This is a genomic window from Arthrobacter sp. Y3223166 (assembly GCF_059090935.1).
Window position 1 is genome coordinate 1 of the sequence record NZ_JBNHGE010000031.1, and the last position, 16,929, is coordinate 16,929.

The window sequence follows — 16,929 nt, forward strand, 5'->3', positions numbered from 1 at the left end:
GGCTTCCCGCAGCGTTGGGCCGTCGCGGACCACGCCGGCGGCGGCCGCCATCACGGCCTGGATCTGTTGCCGGGTGCACGCAGTGGTGTGGGCCGGCGCGTCCTGTCGGCCGGGGCGGGCCCCTGCACGCAACGGGCGGCCCGGCGGGGCCCCGACGTCCAGCGGGACGGCACCGAACACCGGCACGGCCTCCGGCCGGTCCAGCGCGCGCACGGCACGGCGGGCGAAAACCAGGCCTTCCAGCAGTGAGTTCGAGGCCAGCCGGTTGGCCCCGTGCACTCCGGTGCGGGCGACCTCGCCCACGGCCAGCAGCCCGGGCACCGAGGTCCGGCCGTCGTGGTCGGTCCGCACGCCGCCCATCCAGTAGTGCGAGGCCGGACGCACCGGCAGCGGTTGCCGCGTCCAGTCGAAGCCCAGGGAGCGGACGGTGGCGTCGATCATCGGGAACCTCGCCGCCAGGAAACCGGCGCCCTTCTCCCGCTCGAGTCCGGTGGCGTCAAGGAAGACCTGCGGCAGCAGCCCGTTGTCCTCCTGCAGCCGGAGCTGGTTGTGGATGCAGCGCGAGACCACGTCACGGGGCGCCAGCTCGGCGTCCGGATGCAGCGCCGGCATGAACCGCTCCCCCGCCGCATCCACCAGCACGGCGCCTTCGCCGCGTACCGCCTCCGAAATCATGAAGGCCCTGCCGCCGGTCGCCGCCGGGTCCAGCAGGGTGGGGTGAAACTGGATGAACTCAAGGTCAGCCAGGACCGCACCGGCTTCCCAGGCCAGCGCCACGCCGTCGCCGGTAGCGGCGGCGGGGTTGGTGGTGGCGGGGTACAGCTGCCCGGCGCCGCCGGTCGCGAGGATCACGACGTCGGTGTCCAGGTAGTCGGGCACCGCGCCTGCTCCCATGGGCATCAGCTCCACGCCCGCCACGCGCGCGCCGGCCGTGAGCAGCCGCCGCACCATCGTGTGCTCAAGGATCTCCAGCCGGCCCGCCTCCGCCGGGCCGCGGACCACGCGGATCAGCACTTCGGCGATGCCTGCCCCGGTGCGGTCACCGCCGGCATGCAGGATCCGCGGCGCCGAGTGGGCCCCTTCCAACCCGAGCGACAATTCACCGCCGTGCCGGTCGAAGTCCACGCCCCACTCTTCCAGGGTGGCGATTTCCGCCGCCGCACCTGCGCACAGCAGGCGCACGGCGCCGTCGTCGTTCATGAAGGCGCCGGCGGCGAGGGTGTCGGCGATGTGCGCCGCGACGGAATCGCCGGCCGCGGTTCCCTGCGCGGTGACAGCGGTGATTCCGCCCTGGGCGTGCCAGGTGTTGGACTCGGCCAGCCCGCCCTTGGTGATCAGGGTGACGGCCGTGTCCGGGCGTTCCGCGGCGAGCGCGGCGGCGTAGAGCCCGGCGATGCCGGACCCCACCACCGCCACGCGCCGGGCCGGTTCGAGGTTCACGGCCTGGCTGCCAGCATCCGTTCCAGCGCCACGCGGGCGGGAACGGCCACCGAATCGGGCACGGTGATCCGGTTGAGGACTTCACCGCCGGGCAGCTGGCCGGTTCCGGCGTAGGCTTCCAGCACCCAGGCCAGATAGCCCGGGTGAATCCGGTACATCGTGGAGCATGGACAGATCACCGGGTCGAGGCAGAAGATGGTGTGCTGCGGGTACTCGGCGGCCAGCCGGTTGACCATGTTGACCTCGGTGCCGATCGCGAAGACGGTCGGCTCGGTGGCGGCGGCCACGGCCTTGCGGATGTAGTCGGTGGAACCGGACTCATCCGCGGCGTCCACCACCGGCATGGGGCATTCGGGGTGCACGATCACCCGGACGCCCGGGTAGTCGGCGCGTGCCTTCTCGATCTGGTCCACGGTGAAGCGCTTGTGCACGGAGCAGAAGCCGTGCCAGAGGATCACGCGCGACTCCTGCAGCGCCGCCTCGTCGTTGCCGCCCAGGGGCTGGCGCGGATTCCACATGGGCATCTGCTCCAGCGGCACGCCCATGGCCTTGGCCGTGTTGCGGCCCAGGTGCTGGTCGGGGAAGAAGAGGACCCGGTGGGCGCGCTCGAAGGCCCACTCCAGCACTGTCTCGGCGTTCGAGGACGTGCAGACGATCCCGCCGTTCTCTCCGCAGAAGCCCTTGAGCGCGGCCGACGAGTTCATGTAGGTGACCGGGATGACTGGGACCTTGCCGTCGGCGTCCGGACCGCTGCCGAGCACGCCGGCGAGCTGGTCCCAGCAGGCCTGCACCGAGTCGATGTCCGCCATGTCCGCCATGGAGCAGCCGGCGGCCAGGTTCGGCAGGATCACGGCCTGTTCGGGCCCGGAAAGCATGTCGGCGGTTTCCGCCATGAAGTGCACGCCGCAGAAGACGATGACTTCGGCCTCCGGCTTTTCCTTGGCGGCCCGCGCCAGCTGGAACGAGTCGCCCACGAAATCGGCGTATTTGACCACTTCGTCGCGCTGGTAGAAGTGGCCGAGGATGACCAGCTTGTCGCCCAGCTTTGCCTTGGCGGCCAGGATCCGCTCCTCGAGCTCCGCATCGCCGGCCAGCCGGTATTCTGCCGGGATTTCGCCCTGCCGCGGGGTGGCGGCCGGCGCCGGATCGGCCATCGACGCGCCCGGCCCGTAGGAGGGCGCCCAGGCACCGCTGCCCGCGGCGGTGTCGAAGGCCCACGGGCCCTTGGCCAGATCGGGCGTGCAGGTGGAGGCGGCGGGCGCGCGGGAGCCGGCAAGCGCTTCCTCGCGGGTGATCAGCTGGATGGTGCTGTTGACCGATGACATGGTGTTCTCCGTTGTTGGGCAGGGGGTCAGGTCGGGGAAATCCGTGGCGGACTGCGGGTATGGGTGGCGGGTGCGGGGGCCTTGCCGGCCTGCGGGGCGGTTGCCGCGGGACTGTTGCCACGGGTGCGCTGGGGAGCGGGTTAGGCGGGCGGGCTGCCCCTGAGCTGCGCGGCGCTGCCGGTGTAGCGGTAGAGCCGGGGCGGCCGGTGCCGGCCGCCCTGCAGGTACTCGTCGGTCGGTTCGATGTCCGGGGTCGCCCGCAGCTGGCGGCGGAAGTTGGCGGGATCCAACTGCTTGCCCAGCACGGCCTCGTACACTTCGCGGACCTGGGCCAGTGTGAAAGTGGATCCCAGGAAGGCATACGCGATGGAGCTGTATTCCACCTTGTTCCGCAGCCGCCACAGCGCGTAGTCCACGATCTGATTGTGGTCAAACGCCAGTTGGCCAAGTTCATCGGCGCGGACCCAGCGCACGTTCTCGGTTTCGCGGGCCAGTGCCGCCTCGTCCGGCTTCACCAGCGCCCAATAGACGATGGAGACCACCCGCTGCGCCGGTGAGCGGTCCAGGCCGCCGAACGCATACAACTGCTCCAGGTAGCTCGGCTGCAGGCCGGTGGTCTCCTCAAGGTTCCGGGCCGCGGCGTCCTGGAGGGATTCGGCCGCACTCAACGGACCGCCGGGCAGCGCCCACAGGTCCCGGAAGGGCTGGCGGGTACGGCGGACCAACGGCAGCCACAAGGTGGGGCGACCCGCCTCCTGGTCCGGACGAAGGGCGAAGATGACCGTGGAGATGGCCAGTTCAGGGGGCTGCTGCGCCCGCTCCGACACATTGGCCGCGTGAATCGGCATGGCCGCCTCCTCCCCGGTTTCGAGTAAAAGTCACAGTGACTAGAACTCATTCTAGCCGGTTATGGTCATGTTGACCCAATCACACTCCAACGCCGGCGATTTGTGACGGCGCCGGGATCATGGCGGACCGGGGCAGGCCTCCCGCCCTTGTATCTCCGGCTGGCCCGCGTGTTCGTACCGCTACTGCTTTTCCCCCACTACCGTGGGAACTTATTGGCAAACCTCTTTCGAAGGGTACGGATGCAGACAGCACGACCCGCGCGCCCCAGGTGGCCCGCGCCCACGGGTCTTTGGCTTTTCGTCGTCGCCCTGCTCGTTGGTTGTTCGGCCTCGCCCACCACCACCTACATCGACACGAGCGGTCGTGAGACTACTGTGGACTGGCGTGATTATCCGGGCCACGCCCACATTTCAGCCGAAGAAATACTGTCTGGGCCTACCCGAGAGCAGACCGAATCACTGGCGGAAGCCCTTTTGTCCGACGTGGAATCCGCGCTCAGCAGAGAGTACGGGCTGCGCTGGCGGGGCGACGGGGAAGCGGGCTGGTATCCGCAGGAGGGAAACGGGTACGGCGGCAAGTCCGCGTATTCCACCTACAACTCCACCAACCGCATCAGCGGGTCCGCTCCCCCGGCGCCTGAAGACTGGCAGCGCATCGTTGACATGGTGAACGGGATACTCGCGGACCATGGTTTCGATGCGCTGGTTTTCGATCACCAGTCATCGCCGCACGGCGACGAAGAAACCTGGCAGCGGGAACAGCGTGAGCGCTTCGGAACCGATGATCCGGACGAGTACTGGGTGTGGAGCGGAGCGGCACAGGCAGATTCCCAGTGGCTGTCGATCACTCTGCTGGATGTGTCCCGCGACCCGTCCGGCGAGGCAGCCGCAGAAGCCGCGGAGCACGGGTGGGCACCTCGATCGATCACGCTGGGTTACGGCGCCACCGCGCTGTCGGAACGCGACATCGAGAACTTCCGACGGGACCTTGCGCCCTTCGCCGCACTGGAAAAGCCGGAGCCGACAACCTCCGACTGACACGAGGGAATGGACGCACAGCGGCATTCCGGCGTGGCCGCCCGCGTGGCGCCGGACTCCCCGGGCTAGGCTTCAGCCATGCACCCACGGGGACGGCGGCGGTTCGTGCCACCGGACAACAACGAAATCCTCCGGCGCAGGTATGGCAGGAAGGAACGCCCGCCGCACCATCGCGTCATCCTTGGCCGCTACGCCTTCATCAAGGGCTGGTTGGTCGCCGTCGGGGCGTGGTTCGTCATATCGCTGGTCCTGAGCATCATCGACGAGCTGTCGTCGCCGCACTCCGCTGCCCTCAGCTTCTGGGGCCTGGTGCTGACGATCGGCTTTTTCTTCGCCGCCCTGCTGGGCGCCCCTTCGCGCTGCTGCTGGGCCTGCTGCTGCGCCCGGTTCGCCGGCAGTGGGTGCATGTGCTCGTATTTGCAGCAGGGCTGGCCGCACTCACGTGGGGAACCGCCGCCCTGCTGGCTTCGGGCACGGCTCCGCTGCCTGCCATTTGCGCGGTGATTGCCGGAACCGCCGCGGGGCTCGGCCGTGTGGCGGTCATCCGGGACGTCGACGTCGACGACGGCGGCGCCGCCCTTTCCTCCGGGGTCAGCGGGGATCGGCGGCGGCCTGGACCAACGGAAGGGTCCGCTCCCGGAAGTGGCTGTTAAGCACGATCACGGACGACGAACGCAGCACCGTATTGGTCGCCATGACCTGGTCGAGCACGCGCTGCAAATCCGCGTTCGACCGGGCGACGACACAAGCCAGCAGGTCGCTTTCACCGGAGACGGTGTGCAGCTCCAGCACCTCGGGAATGTCGGCGAGCGCGGCGGCCACGGCGTCGTGCCCGGACTCCTGCCGGATCACGAACGAACAGTAGGCTCGCACCACGTACCCCAGTGCCTCGGGCGAAAGCCGCGGCCCCCAGCCCGCCGTCACGCCGGCGCGTTGCATCTTGTCCAGCCGGGCCTGTACTGTGGCACGCGCTACTTTCAGCACCCGGGACGCTTCCAGAACGGACATCCGCGGGTCCTCCGTGAACAGCGTGACGATATCGGCATCGAGAGAGTCGATCTGCATGACGCTGTGCGTCCTTTCGGGTTCGGTGCCGCCAGTTGTGGGACACTGCTAGACAAATTGTCAGCTTACGGGCTGCTTTCGCCAAACGACAGGACAGTCGATGCCGCGTTTTACCGCCACTCACCACCGCGACCCGGGCGCCCGACCGCCCGCCGGGCTCGGCCACGGGATGAAGCAGCGCCAGCTGATCATGATGGGACTGGGCAGCGCGATCGGTGCCGGGCTCTTCCTGGGCTCCGGAGCGGGCATCCAAGCCGCCGGTCCGGCCGTGTTGATCTCCTACCTGCTCGCGGGCACATTGGTGATCATCGTGATGTGGGCGCTGGGCGAGATGGCCGCCGCCAACCCCAGCAGCGGTGCCTTCTCGACGTACGCCGAGAAGGCGCTGGGCCGCACCGCCGGCGCCACCATCGGCTGGCTCTGGTGGCTGCAGTTGGTGGTGGTGATCGCGGCCGAAGCAGTGGGCGCCGCGGGCTTGCTGGCCACGGTCTGGCCGGCGCTGCCCGTCTGGCTGCTCGCGCTGGTGTTCATGGTGGTCTTCACCGCGGTCAACCTGTTCGGGGTGCGCAACTACGGAGAATTCGAGTTCTGGTTCGCCATCTTTAAGGTCATCGCCATCCTGGGGTTCCTCGCCATCGGCGCCGCCTTGCTGTTCGGCTGGCTGCCCAATGTCCCGTCGCCCGGGTTGGGCGTCATCTTCGGCGAGGACGGCTTCGCCCCCAACGGCATCGCCGGCATCGGCGCCGGGCTGCTGGTGGTGATATTTGCCTTTGGCGGGACCGAGATCGTCGCCGTTGCGGCCGCGGAAACGGAAAACCCGGGAGCCAGCGTGGCGAAGGCCATCCGGACCGTCGTCTGGCGCATCCTGGTGTTCTACTTCGGCTCGGTGCTGGTGATCGCGCTGACGGTGCCCTGGGATTCGGAGGCACTGGCCTCGCCCTTTGCCGCGGTGCTCTCGATCGCCCAGATCCCCGGCGCAGATGTGGCCATCACCCTGGTCGCCGCGGTAGCGCTGCTCTCGGCGCTCAACGCCAACCTGTACGGCGCATCCAGGATGATCTTCTCTCTCTCGGAACGGAACGAGGCGCCCGCTTCCCTCGGAAGGCTCAGCACCCGGCGGGTTCCCGTCAGGGCGGTAATGGCGTCCGTGGCGTTTGGTTTTGTGGCGGCCGTACTCGAGCTGTTGTTCCCCGAGCGCGTCTTACCGGTTTTGCTAAACGTCGTCGGGTCCACGTGCCTGGTGGTCTGGGGGATCGTCCTGCTGTCCCAACTGGTGCTGCGCCGCCGGGCCGACCGCGAAGGCACGGAGCTGCCGTTCCGGATGCGGGGCTTCCCGGCGATGACGTACGCGGGCCTTGCCCTGCTGGCCGCCATCCTGGTGCTTGGCTTCTTCTCCCCGACAACGGGAATCCAGCTGCTCTCGACCCTGGTGCTGATCGCCGCGATAGCTGCAGCTGCCAAAATCGCCGCGCGCCGAACACCTGCCGAAAGCTCACCTCGCCGTTAGCGGTTTGCAATCTGTTTATAGCTATTACCATCAAGGGCAGCTAACTGTGCACACTGTTTGGTGATCGCATGGCAGATTGCGCACTCCGTGTCGGGTGATTAGTGTCACCGTAAGCAAGTGAAGCCGTCGCGCTCCTCCCCCGCGGGGAGGCGGCGGCACCATGACTACGTGGAGGAGCAGGCATGAGCAGCGTTCTTTCCCTGGACCCGTCGGCCCGGCCCGACCTGTCCGCAGAGGACCTCAAGGAGCTCTACCGGCTGATGGTGTCGGTCCGCCACCTGGACGAATCGGCCATTCGGTGGCAGCGCCAGGGCCTGATTCCCGGCTACGCACCGGAACTCGGACAGGAAGCCGCCCAGGTGGGCAGCGGGTATGCGCTGGACATGTCCCGTGACTTCGTCTTCCCGACCTACCGCGAGATGGGCGTGGCCCGGACGGTGGGCGTGGACATGGTCGAGTACATGTCCACCCACAAGGCGACCTGGCACGGCGGGCTCTACGATCCCCAGGCCACCCGTTTCGCCCCGATCCAAGCCGTCGTGGCAGGCTCCGTGCTGCACGCCGTCGGCTGGGCGCACGGGCAGACGCTTTCCGGCGCCCCGGCCGGAGAACTCGGCGTGGCCATCACCTACTTCGGCGACGGCGCCAGCTCGCAGGGCGACGTCCACGAAGCCATGAACTTCGCCGCGGTCATGAAGGCTCCCGTGGTCTTTTTCATCCAGAACAACGGCTTTGCGATCTCGGTGCCGACGGAGCGCCAGGTGGCCGGGGGCTCGGTTGCCGCCCGGGCCGTCGGCTACGCCATGCCGTCCCTCCAGGTGGATGGCAACGACGCCGTGGCTGTCCACCAGGCGACGGCCGCCGCCCTCGCCCATGCCCGGGCGGGCAACGGGCCGGCCGTCGTGGAAGCCATGACGTACCGGCGGGGCCCGCACTCCACCAGCGACGACCCCGGCCGCTACCGCACCCTGGCCGAGGAACGCGCCGACGGCGGCGAGGATCCGCTGCTGCGTATGCGGGCCCGGCTGGAAGCCGACGGCATCGCCGGCGAGGACTTCTTCGCCGAGGTGCTCGCGGCCGCCAAGGCGGAAGAAGAACAGATCCGGGAAGGCGTGGCGGCACTTGGTTCCCGTCCCGGCACGGAGATGTTCGATTTCGTCTACCAGGAACCCACACACGCGCTGAAGGCCCAGGCACGCGCCTGGCGGGAGGAGTCCGAGCATGTCTGAGCACAAGACCCTGAGCGACCTTGAAGCCGCCTTCGACAACACCACAGAAACCAGCGCCCAGCAGGAATCCGCGGACGTGGTGGAACCCGGCCACGTCACCGCCGTCGAACAGCTCTCCATGCAGCAGGCACTGAACCGCGCGCTGGCAGAGGTGCTGGAGGACAACCCCAAGGCACTGGTTTTGGGCGAGGACGTCGGACAGCTCGGCGGCGTCTTCCGCATCACCGATGGCCTGCAAAAGACGTTCGGCGAAGCTCGGGTTTTCGACACCCCGCTGGCCGAATCCGGCATTCTCGGCATGTCGGTGGGCCTGGCCATGGCCGGCTACCACCCGATCCCCGAGGTGCAGTTCGACGGGTTCGCCTACCCGGCGATCAACCAGATTGTCTGCCAGGTGGGCCGAATGAACTACCGCAGCCGCGGCACCATGCCGATGCCCATCACGCTGCGGGTACCCAGCTTCGGCGGCATCCGCGCTCCCGAACACCACGGCGAGTCGCTGGAATCGCTGTTCGCCCACGTACCCGGCCTGAAGGTGGTCTCCCCGTCCAGCCCGAATGAGGCGTACCACCTGCTCAAGCACGCGGCCACGCGGCCCGACCCGGTGATCTTCATGGAGCCGAAGTCCCGCTATTGGCAGAAGGGGCCGGTGGACACCTCCCCCGAGCCGGACGGCTACTCCCCCGAAGGCTCGCGGATCGTCCGCGAAGGCAAGCACCTGACCCTGGTGGCCTGGGGCGCCATGGTGGCCCGCTGCCTGCAGGTCGCCGAGCTCGCCGCCGAGGACGGCATTGAGATCGAGGTGCTGGACCTGCGCTGGCTGAAGCCAATCGATGCCGAAGGACTGGCCGCTTCCGTGGCCAAGACGCGCCGCGCCGTCGTCGTGCACGAGGCACCGCTGACCTCCGGCCTGGGTGCGGAAGTGGCCGCGCTGATTACCGAGCGCTGCTTCAACACCCTGCGGGCACCTGTTGAGCGCGTGACCGGATTCGACGTACCGTACCCTTCGGGAGACCTGGAAGACGAGTACGTACCCAACATTGACCGCATCCTGTTCGGGATCCAGCGAGTATTGGAGTATCGCCGTGGCTGAAATTACGTTCCCCCTGCCGGATCTTGGTGAGGGCCTGATCGAGGCAACCGTGCTGGAATGGCTCGTCTCCGAGGGCGAGCAGGTCGAGCGCAACCACCCGCTGGTCGAGGTGGAGACCACCAAGTCCGCCGTTGAACTGCCCTCCCCGCAGGCGGGCAAAGTGGTGAAAATCCATGGGGAACCCGGCGACATCATCAAGGTGGGCGAACCGTTGATCGTTTTCGAGGTTCCCGATGACACCGCCGGTATTGTGGGCACCGTACCGAAGGAAGAAGCGCCCAAGCGCCGCGTCCGCCTGACGGCGGCGCTCGACGACGAGGACTGAGCATGGGAAACACCCCGCAGCACACCGTTGAAGGCCTCGATCCGCGCCTGCACGTCCAGGTGCACGAGGCCGCCGAAGGGACCGATGGCCCGCGCCGCCCGGTGATCCTGCTGCACGGTTTCGCTTCCTCCAGCAAACTCAACTGGGAGGACGCCGGTTGGATTACGGCGCTGACCCAGGCCGGCCGGCGCGTGGTCACGGTGGACCTTCCCGGCCACGGCGAAAGCGCCGCTCCCGAAGAAATGGATGCCTACGCCCCCAGCCGGATCCGCGCCGACCTGCTGCAGTTGGTCCAGGACGCCAAGGTCCGTCCACTGAAAGAGAACGACGCCGACACCGGGGTTGACCTGATCGGCTACTCCCTGGGAGCGCGGCTGGCGTGGGAGTTCGGCGCCACCCAGCCGGAACTCGTCCGGCGGATGGTGCTCGGCGGACCCGGCAGCAGCGACCCGTTGGCGGACTTCGACCTGCGTGCCGCCCAGCGCTTCCTCGCGGACGGGACGCCCATTGAGGACGTCAACACCGCCGAGCTTTTGCGGATGGCCAAGCTGGTGCCGTCGAACGACATCTTCGCGCTGATGACCATGATCGAGGCGATCAAGACCGAACCCTTCGTCCCGACCGAGGCCGTGCCGAGGATGCCGGTGCTCCTGGTCGCCGGCGACAAGGACGACCTGGCCGCCACGGCACCGGAGCTGGCTGCGCTCTCCGACGCGGCGGAGCTGATGTGGCTGCCCGCACGTACGCATGCCAATGCCGTGACCTCCCGGGCGTTCAAGACCGCCGCCATCGAATTCCTCGCTGGTTAACCGTTCGCGCATTTTTCGGTGCCGCCAACGGCGCTTTTGGTCGGTACAATTCTCGATGAAAGTAAATTCCTGGGGCGTGGAGGCTTGATGGAGGTATTCCTGGGCGGGCGCTACAGGACACGGGAGCTTATAGGCACCGGCGGGGCAGCGTCCGTGTACCGGGCCGTGGACGAATCTTTGGGCCGCGACGTGGCGGTCAAGATGTTTGCACCGACGACGCCGGACGATGACGAGTACCGGCGGCAGCACACCGAAACCCTGCTGCTGGCCACGCTGAACCACCCCGGTTTGGTGACCTTGCTGGATGCCGGACTGCACACAGCCGACGATGGCGCGACCACCAGTTACCTGGTGATGGAACTGATTGAAGGGTCCGACCTGCGGCGGCGGCTGAAAGGCGGGCCTCTCTCCGAGGTGGAGACCGCGCAGATCGGGGCAGATTTGGCCGACGCGCTCAACTACATCCACAGTCAGGGTGTCGTGCACCGGGACGTGAAGCCGGCCAATATTCTGCTGGCCAACGGCCACACAGAAGATACGCGGCACCACCCCAAGCTCACCGACTTCGGCATCGCCCGGATGGTCGAAGCCACCATGGCCACCGCCCAGGGTGCGACCATCGGCTCCGCGAACTACCTCAGCCCCGAACAGGCCTTGGGCAACCCCGTCACCGCGGCCAGTGACGTATACTCGCTGGCGCTGGTTTTGCTCGAATGCCTTACCTGCGAAAAGGCATTCTCCGGCACACCGATGGAAGCGGCCCTTGCCCGGCTCTTGCGCGACCCCGAGATTCCGGACGCCCTCCCCGCCGAGTGGGCGGACCTGCTGACCCGGATGACCCGCCGTGACCCGGAGGCTCGTCCGACCGCGCACGAAGTGGCCTTGAGTCTGCGAAACCTGGCGGAGGCGCCGCTACCCGAGCAGATCGTAGCGACGGCCCCCGTGTTGTCATCCCCTGCGTTGGCGTCGCCTGCGCTGTTGACCGGCACGACCGGATCGCACACGGCCGGGGCGATCGAAGAGCGTACCGGCGGGCACATCACGGGGAACGTGGCTATCCCCGCACCCCCGAACCGCGCACCCAGCGTGGGTTAAACCAGGCATTGAACGCAACACAAGGCACCTCCAACTGGGGCTGGAGGTGCCTTGTGTTGCGTGTCCAGGAACCGCGGACTTCGCTGGATCAGTCGATCAAAGCGACCAGCCGGCCAATAACCTCGCCGCGAGCCAACTTGCCGATGCCTTCTCCGATTTCGTCGAAGGAAATCTGGCTGATGTGGGCCGACAGTTTTCCATCTGCCATCAGCTGAAGCACGTCGGCGCAGTCCTGCAGCGTTCCTGCCTGGGAACCGACCAGCTCGACTTCGTTCAGCGTGAGCTGCTGGAGGTTGATGGTGCCTTCGCTCCGTCCGAGCCCCACTTGGACGACGCGGCCACCGCGACGAACGATGTCGACGGCACCGGCGGTTGTAGTGCCGAAGCCTGCAAAGTCGACTACCAGGTCCAGTTCCTTGTCGGCAAAATCCCGAATATCCTTGGCTACCGCTGTGGCACCAATCTCTAGGGCCATCGGGTGCACCTTCTCATTGACTTCGGCCACGTAAAGTTCTGCGCCGTTGGCTATCGCCGTCTGCGCTCCGAGTGATCCCAGACCACCCAGGCCGATAACCCCGACCTTCATCCCGGGCTTGAGCCTGCCCTGGACCATCATGGCGTGGTAGGAGGTCATACCGGCATCCGTCGCGGCCGCCGCCTGATCAAACGGGACGCCGTCGGGCAACGGTGCCACCAACCGTGCCGGGGCCTTCACCTTTTCTGCGAAGCCCCCGTCAAGCGAGGTGCCGGGTCCTTCGATCGCGGCGGGAATGACGGCTCGGTCCCCCACCGAGAAGGTCGTGACATCCGCACCGACCGCTGAGACGATACCAGCGATCTCATGGCCGAGCGTGATAGGCCGGAACGGAAGCAGCGATGTCAGGGTGCCATCAATGAACCCAACATCGCTGTGGCACAGCCCGGCGGCCTTGATGTCCAGGACCACTTCATCCGCGGCAGGTTCCGGTGCGGCAACTTCATTGAGCGAGAGAGGTGCGTCGATTTCTGTAAACTGCCAAGCCTTCATTACACAATCACTTCCTTGAGCGGTACACACGTAAGTCCATGCATATGCATTCACTCTAGGCGGTTTCCCGGGAGATGCATAAATGCGAACGTTGACTCGCCCTTACAACACCTTGGAAGCGGGTTGGCATTTCCTTACGGGTAACTGCTCCCACCGTGACCTACGCAGACAGGCACGTAGCACATCGCGTTCGGCCGACCGACCGTTCAAGAAAAGGTCCGCCATGTTCTTGACGTGGCCCTCACCACAGGCCATGATGGATCATATACGATTTCGTACTTCACAGGAGGATGCTTTGTCCGAAGCCAACGTCACCCAGTCCGCGGGCACGCTGCAAACGGTGGATACCCAGATCCTGGAGGACGCCGGCAAGGTGCTGGCCGTACACCTGTCCTACAACTCCCGGGCCGCGCAGCGCGGACGGGTTCCGGCGCACCCCTCCTACTTCATGAAGGCCTCCTCCTCGCTGGCCCTCTCGGGCGGCACCGTGGAGCGCCCCGCGGGCACCGAGCTGCTGGCCTTCGAGGGCGAGATTGCCCTGATCATCGGCAAACCTGCCCGCCGCATCAGCATCGAAGAGGCCTGGGACCATGTGGGCCACGTGACCGCCAGCAACGACCTGGGCGTCTACGACATCAAGTACGCCGACAAGGGCTCCAACGTCCGCTCCAAGTCCGGCGACGGCTTCACCCCGATCGGCCCGGCCCTGCTGCCCGCGGCGTCGGTCAACCCGGACGCCCTCCGGATCCGCACCTGGGTCAACGGCGAGGTCGTCCAGGACGACACCACCGCGGGCCTGATCTTCTCCTTCGCCCGGATCGTCGCCGACCTGTCGCAGCTGATGACGCTGCATCCGGGGGACATCATCCTTACGGGAACGCCGGCCGGCTCCTCCGTGATCGTGCCGGGCGACGTCGTCGAGGTCGAGGTCTCCGACGAAGCCGCAGGGCTGAGCACCGGCCGCCTGTCGACCACCGTCACCCAGGGCGAGGCGGAATTCGCGTCCTTCGGCAACACTCCCAAGATCACCGACTCCGACCGGATCGATGCCTTCGGCAGCGAGGAAGCGGCCGGGCTGGCGCCGGCAATCACCGGCAAGTCCGCGCTGACCGAGGACGTCAAGGCCAAGCTGCTGTCGGTCGCCACCGCCACCATCTCCGGCGCGCTGCGGAAGCGCGGACTGAACAACGTCAGCGTCGACGGCCTGTTGGCCACCAAGCCGGGCCAGAAGGTCATCGGCACCGCCCGTACCCTGCGCTACGTGCCCAACCGCGAGGACCTGTTCAAGTCGCACGGCGGCGGTTACAACGCGCAGAAGCGCATCATCGACGCGCTCGGTCCGGGCGAGATCCTGGTCATGGAGGCCCGCGGCGAGAAGGGCTCCGGAACCCTCGGGGACATCCTCGCCCTGCGCTCCCAGGTACGCGGCGCAGAGGCCATCATTACCGACGGCGGGGTCCGCGACCTTTCCGAGGTGGCGGCGCTGGACATCCCGACGTTCTACAACGGTGCCCACCCGGCGGTGCTGGGACGCAAGCACGTGCCGTGGGACACCGACGTGACGGTCGCCTGCGGCGGCACCACCATCCAGCCCGGCGACATCATCGTGGCCGACGACAACGGCATCCTGGTGATCCCGCCGGCCCTGGCCGCCGAGATCGCGGACGAGGTCGTCGAACAGGAACGCCAGGACAGCTTCGTCTTCGAGATGGTCAAGGAGGGCCACAAGATCGAGGGCCTGTTCCCGATGAACGCCGAATGGCGCGCCCGCTACGAGGCATGGGTCGCGGAGCAGCCGAAGTGACGACCCTGGCCCCCAGCAAGTCGGAACAGGCCTACGAGCTGCTGCACGAGCGGATCGCCAAGGGCGAGCTGGTGCCCGGCTACCGGCTGGTCCTCGGGACCATCGCCGCGGAGCTTGGCTGCAGCACCGTTCCGGTGCGCGAGGCAATCCGCCGGCTGGAGGCCGAGGGCCTGGTGACGTTCGAGCGCAACATCGGGGCGACGGTCGCGGCCGTCGACGCCGAGTTGTACCTGCACACCATGCAGACGCTAGCCGTGATCGAGGGCGCGGCGACGGCCCTGGCCGCGCCGCTGCTCTCCGCCGCGGACCTGGCCGAGGCGCGAGCGGTCAACGCCGAGCTGCGCCGCTGCCTGGAAGACTTCGATCCGCGCCGCTTCACCCAGCTCAACGACCGGTTCCACGCCGGGTTGTACGAACGCTGCCCCAACCCGCACATCCTGGACCTGGTGCACCGCGGCTGGAACCGGCTCAACGCCATGCGGGCCTCCAGCTTCAGCCACATCCCCGGCCGTGCCCGCTCCTCCGTCGAGGAACACGAGCAACTGCTGGATCTGATCGACGCCGGTGCCAGCGCCGGCGAAGTGGAGAAGGCGGCCCGGGCACACCGGACCAACACGCTCAACGCCTACCTGGCCGCGGACGGCTTGCCGCCCTCGCCCCTGTAGGCCGCGACCGCTGCCGACGGCGACACCCCGCCGTCGTGAGCGGCCAAGCACCGCACACAGCCCAGACCTCACCGACTACCGACCAATCAACCCCCATGGAAAGGAACATCATGGCCGAGCACTTTGTCCCGGACAACCTGCCCACCCACCTGCAGCACTACATCGGCGGCAAGCTTGTCGACTCCATCGACGGCGACACCTTCGACGTGCTGGACCCGGTCACCAACAAGCCGTACATCAAGGCTGCCTCCGGCAAGGTAGCCGACGTTGCCGCGGCCGTTGCCGCCGCCAAGGACGCCTTCGAGAACGGCCCCTGGCCCACCATGCTGCCGCGCCAGCGCTCCCGCGTGCTGCACAAGGTCGCCGACATCGTCGAGTCCCGCGGCCAGGAACTGGCTGAGATGGAGTGCTTCGACACCGGGCTGCCCATCAAGCAGGCCCTGGGGCAGGCCCAGCGCGCGGCGGAGAACTTCCGTTTCTTCGCCGACCTCATCGTCGCCCAGCACGACGACGCCTTCAAGGTTCCCGGCCGCCAGGCCAACTACGTCAACCGCAAGCCGATCGGCGTCGCGGGCCTGATCACGCCGTGGAACACCCCGTTCATGCTGGAGTCCTGGAAGCTGGGTCCGGCGCTGGCCACCGGCAACACCGTGGTCCTGAAGCCAGCCGAGTTCACCCCGCTCTCCGCGTCCCTGTGGCCGGGAATCTTCGAAGAGGCCGGCCTGCCCGAGGGCGTCTTCAACATCGTCCACGGCTACGGCGAGGAAGGCTACGCCGGGGACTCCCTGGTCAAGCACCCGGACGTCCCGCTGATCTCCTTCACGGGCGAATCCCGCACGGGCCAGATCATCTTCGCGAACGCGGCGCCGTACCTGAAGGGCCTCTCCATGGAGCTGGGCGGCAAGTCCCCCGCCGTCGTCTTCGAGGATGCCGATCTGGAGGCGGCCATCGACGCAACGATCTTCGGCGTCTTCTCGCTCAACGGCGAACGCTGCACCGCGGGCTCGCGCATCCTGGTCCAGCGGAGCATCTACGACGAATTCGTCGAGCGCTACTCCGCCCAGGCAAAGCGGGTCAAGGTCGGACTCCCCCACGAGGAGACGACGGAGGTCGGCGCCCTGGTCCACCCGGAGCACTTCGAGAAGGTCATGTCCTACGTGGAGATCGGCAAGCAGGAGGCCCGCCTGACCGCCGGCGGCGGCCGTCCCGCGGAGTTCCCGGAGGGCAACTTCATCCAGCCGACCGTCTTCGCCGACGTGGCACCGGACGCCCGGATCTTCCAGGAGGAGATCTTCGGTCCGGTCGTGGCCATCACCCCGTTTGATACGGACGAGGAGGCCCTCGAACTGGCCAACAACACCAAGTACGGACTGGCCGCCTACATCTGGACGAACGACCTGAAGCGGTCCCACAACTTCGCCCAGAATGTCGAGGCCGGGATGGTGTGGCTGAACTCCAACAACGTCCGCGACCTGCGCACCCCGTTCGGCGGCGTTAAGGCGTCCGGCCTGGGCCACGAGGGCGGCTACCGTTCCATCGACTTCTACACCGACCAGCAGGCCGTGCACATCAACCTCGGCGAGGTGCACAACCCGGTCTTCGGCAAGGCCGAAGACGCCGCCGCCATTCCGGACGCCTGACACCTACCCCTACCGCTCG

16 protein-coding genes are annotated in these 16,929 nt (G+C 67.4%); 10 read left to right on the forward strand and 6 right to left on the reverse strand.

The annotated features are described in order from the left end of the window. The 3 genes from AC5RUH_RS12790 to AC5RUH_RS12800 all read right to left on the reverse strand — a co-directional run. The coding region (locus AC5RUH_RS12790) for an L-aspartate oxidase (protein WP_494128754.1) at positions 1-1,440 on the reverse strand (1,440 nt) is incomplete at its 3' end. Further along, on the reverse strand, positions 1,437-2,765 hold the full coding sequence (nadA, locus tag AC5RUH_RS12795) for a quinolinate synthase NadA (protein ID WP_494128755.1): 1,329 nt from the start codon (positions 2,763-2,765) through the stop codon (positions 1,437-1,439). The genes nadA and AC5RUH_RS12790, both read right to left, overlap by 4 nt. Positions 2,766-2,905: 140 nt before the next feature. Then, positions 2,906-3,613 (reverse strand): NUDIX hydrolase, encoded by a 708-nt coding sequence (locus tag AC5RUH_RS12800; protein ID WP_494000074.1) that lies wholly within the window; start codon positions 3,611-3,613, stop codon positions 2,906-2,908. Positions 3,614-3,853: 240 nt separating this feature from the next. Here AC5RUH_RS12800 and AC5RUH_RS12805 point away from each other — a divergent pair, with 240 nt between their 5' ends. Next, positions 3,854-4,651: a hypothetical protein gene (locus tag AC5RUH_RS12805; RefSeq protein ID WP_494128756.1), complete on the forward strand. Its 798-nt coding sequence runs from the start codon at positions 3,854-3,856 to the stop codon at positions 4,649-4,651. A 188-nt stretch (positions 4,652-4,839) separates the two neighbouring features. Here the strand turns inward: AC5RUH_RS12805 and AC5RUH_RS12810 are convergent, their stop codons facing one another. Together AC5RUH_RS12810 and AC5RUH_RS12815 are read right to left on the reverse strand one after the other, a co-directional pair. Beyond that, on the reverse strand, positions 4,840-5,058 hold the full coding sequence (locus AC5RUH_RS12810; RefSeq protein WP_494128757.1) for a hypothetical protein: 219 nt from the start codon (positions 5,056-5,058) through the stop codon (positions 4,840-4,842). Positions 5,059-5,242: 184 nt separating this feature from the next. Next, positions 5,243-5,716 (reverse strand): Lrp/AsnC family transcriptional regulator, encoded by a 474-nt coding sequence (locus AC5RUH_RS12815; RefSeq protein ID WP_493979767.1) that lies wholly within the window; start codon positions 5,714-5,716, stop codon positions 5,243-5,245. Between the two features lie 100 nt (positions 5,717-5,816). Between AC5RUH_RS12815 and AC5RUH_RS12820 the strand changes: the two genes are divergently transcribed. From AC5RUH_RS12820 to AC5RUH_RS12845, 6 genes are all read left to right on the forward strand, one after another. After that, positions 5,817-7,223: an amino acid permease gene (locus AC5RUH_RS12820; protein ID WP_494128758.1), complete on the forward strand. Its 1,407-nt coding sequence runs from the start codon at positions 5,817-5,819 to the stop codon at positions 7,221-7,223. Positions 7,224-7,405: 182 nt separating this feature from the next. After that, complete coding sequence (locus AC5RUH_RS12825) at positions 7,406-8,452, forward strand: thiamine pyrophosphate-dependent enzyme (protein ID WP_494128759.1); 1,047 nt, start codon at positions 7,406-7,408, stop codon at positions 8,450-8,452. Between the two features lie 118 nt (positions 8,453-8,570). Further along, positions 8,571-9,545: an alpha-ketoacid dehydrogenase subunit beta gene (locus tag AC5RUH_RS12830; RefSeq protein WP_494128774.1), complete on the forward strand. Its 975-nt coding sequence runs from the start codon at positions 8,571-8,573 to the stop codon at positions 9,543-9,545. Further along, on the forward strand, positions 9,538-9,870 hold the full coding sequence (locus AC5RUH_RS12835) for a biotin/lipoyl-containing protein (protein WP_494000078.1): 333 nt from the start codon (positions 9,538-9,540) through the stop codon (positions 9,868-9,870). The genes AC5RUH_RS12830 and AC5RUH_RS12835 overlap by 8 nt, the downstream gene beginning before the upstream one ends. A 2-nt stretch (positions 9,871-9,872) precedes the next feature. Then, the gene (locus tag AC5RUH_RS12840) at positions 9,873-10,679 is read left to right on the forward strand and encodes an alpha/beta fold hydrolase (RefSeq protein WP_494128760.1); all 807 of its coding nucleotides are present in this window, start codon (positions 9,873-9,875) and stop codon (positions 10,677-10,679) included. 87 nt (positions 10,680-10,766) lie between these two features. Continuing rightward, positions 10,767-11,774 (forward strand): serine/threonine-protein kinase, encoded by a 1,008-nt coding sequence (locus AC5RUH_RS12845; RefSeq protein WP_494128761.1) that lies wholly within the window; start codon positions 10,767-10,769, stop codon positions 11,772-11,774. An 88-nt stretch (positions 11,775-11,862) separates the two neighbouring features. On the opposite strand, the gene AC5RUH_RS12850 is transcribed toward AC5RUH_RS12845, so the two are convergent. Further along, positions 11,863-12,801, reverse strand: coding sequence for a zinc-binding dehydrogenase (locus AC5RUH_RS12850; protein ID WP_494049767.1), 939 nt, complete (start codon positions 12,799-12,801; stop codon positions 11,863-11,865). Between the two features lie 331 nt (positions 12,802-13,132). Between AC5RUH_RS12850 and AC5RUH_RS12855 the strand changes: the two genes are divergently transcribed. The 3 genes from AC5RUH_RS12855 (at position 13,133) to hpaE (ending at position 16,910) form a co-directional block, all read left to right on the forward strand. Next, positions 13,133-14,605, forward strand: coding sequence for a fumarylacetoacetate hydrolase family protein (locus AC5RUH_RS12855; RefSeq protein ID WP_494128775.1), 1,473 nt, complete (start codon positions 13,133-13,135; stop codon positions 14,603-14,605). Next, complete coding sequence (locus AC5RUH_RS12860; protein ID WP_494000082.1) at positions 14,581-15,270, forward strand: GntR family transcriptional regulator; 690 nt, start codon at positions 14,581-14,583, stop codon at positions 15,268-15,270. The genes AC5RUH_RS12855 and AC5RUH_RS12860 overlap by 25 nt, the downstream gene beginning before the upstream one ends. Positions 15,271-15,380: 110 nt before the next feature. After that, positions 15,381-16,910: a 5-carboxymethyl-2-hydroxymuconate semialdehyde dehydrogenase gene (gene hpaE / locus AC5RUH_RS12865; protein WP_494000083.1), complete on the forward strand. Its 1,530-nt coding sequence runs from the start codon at positions 15,381-15,383 to the stop codon at positions 16,908-16,910. The last annotated feature ends 19 nt before the right edge of the window (positions 16,911-16,929 follow it).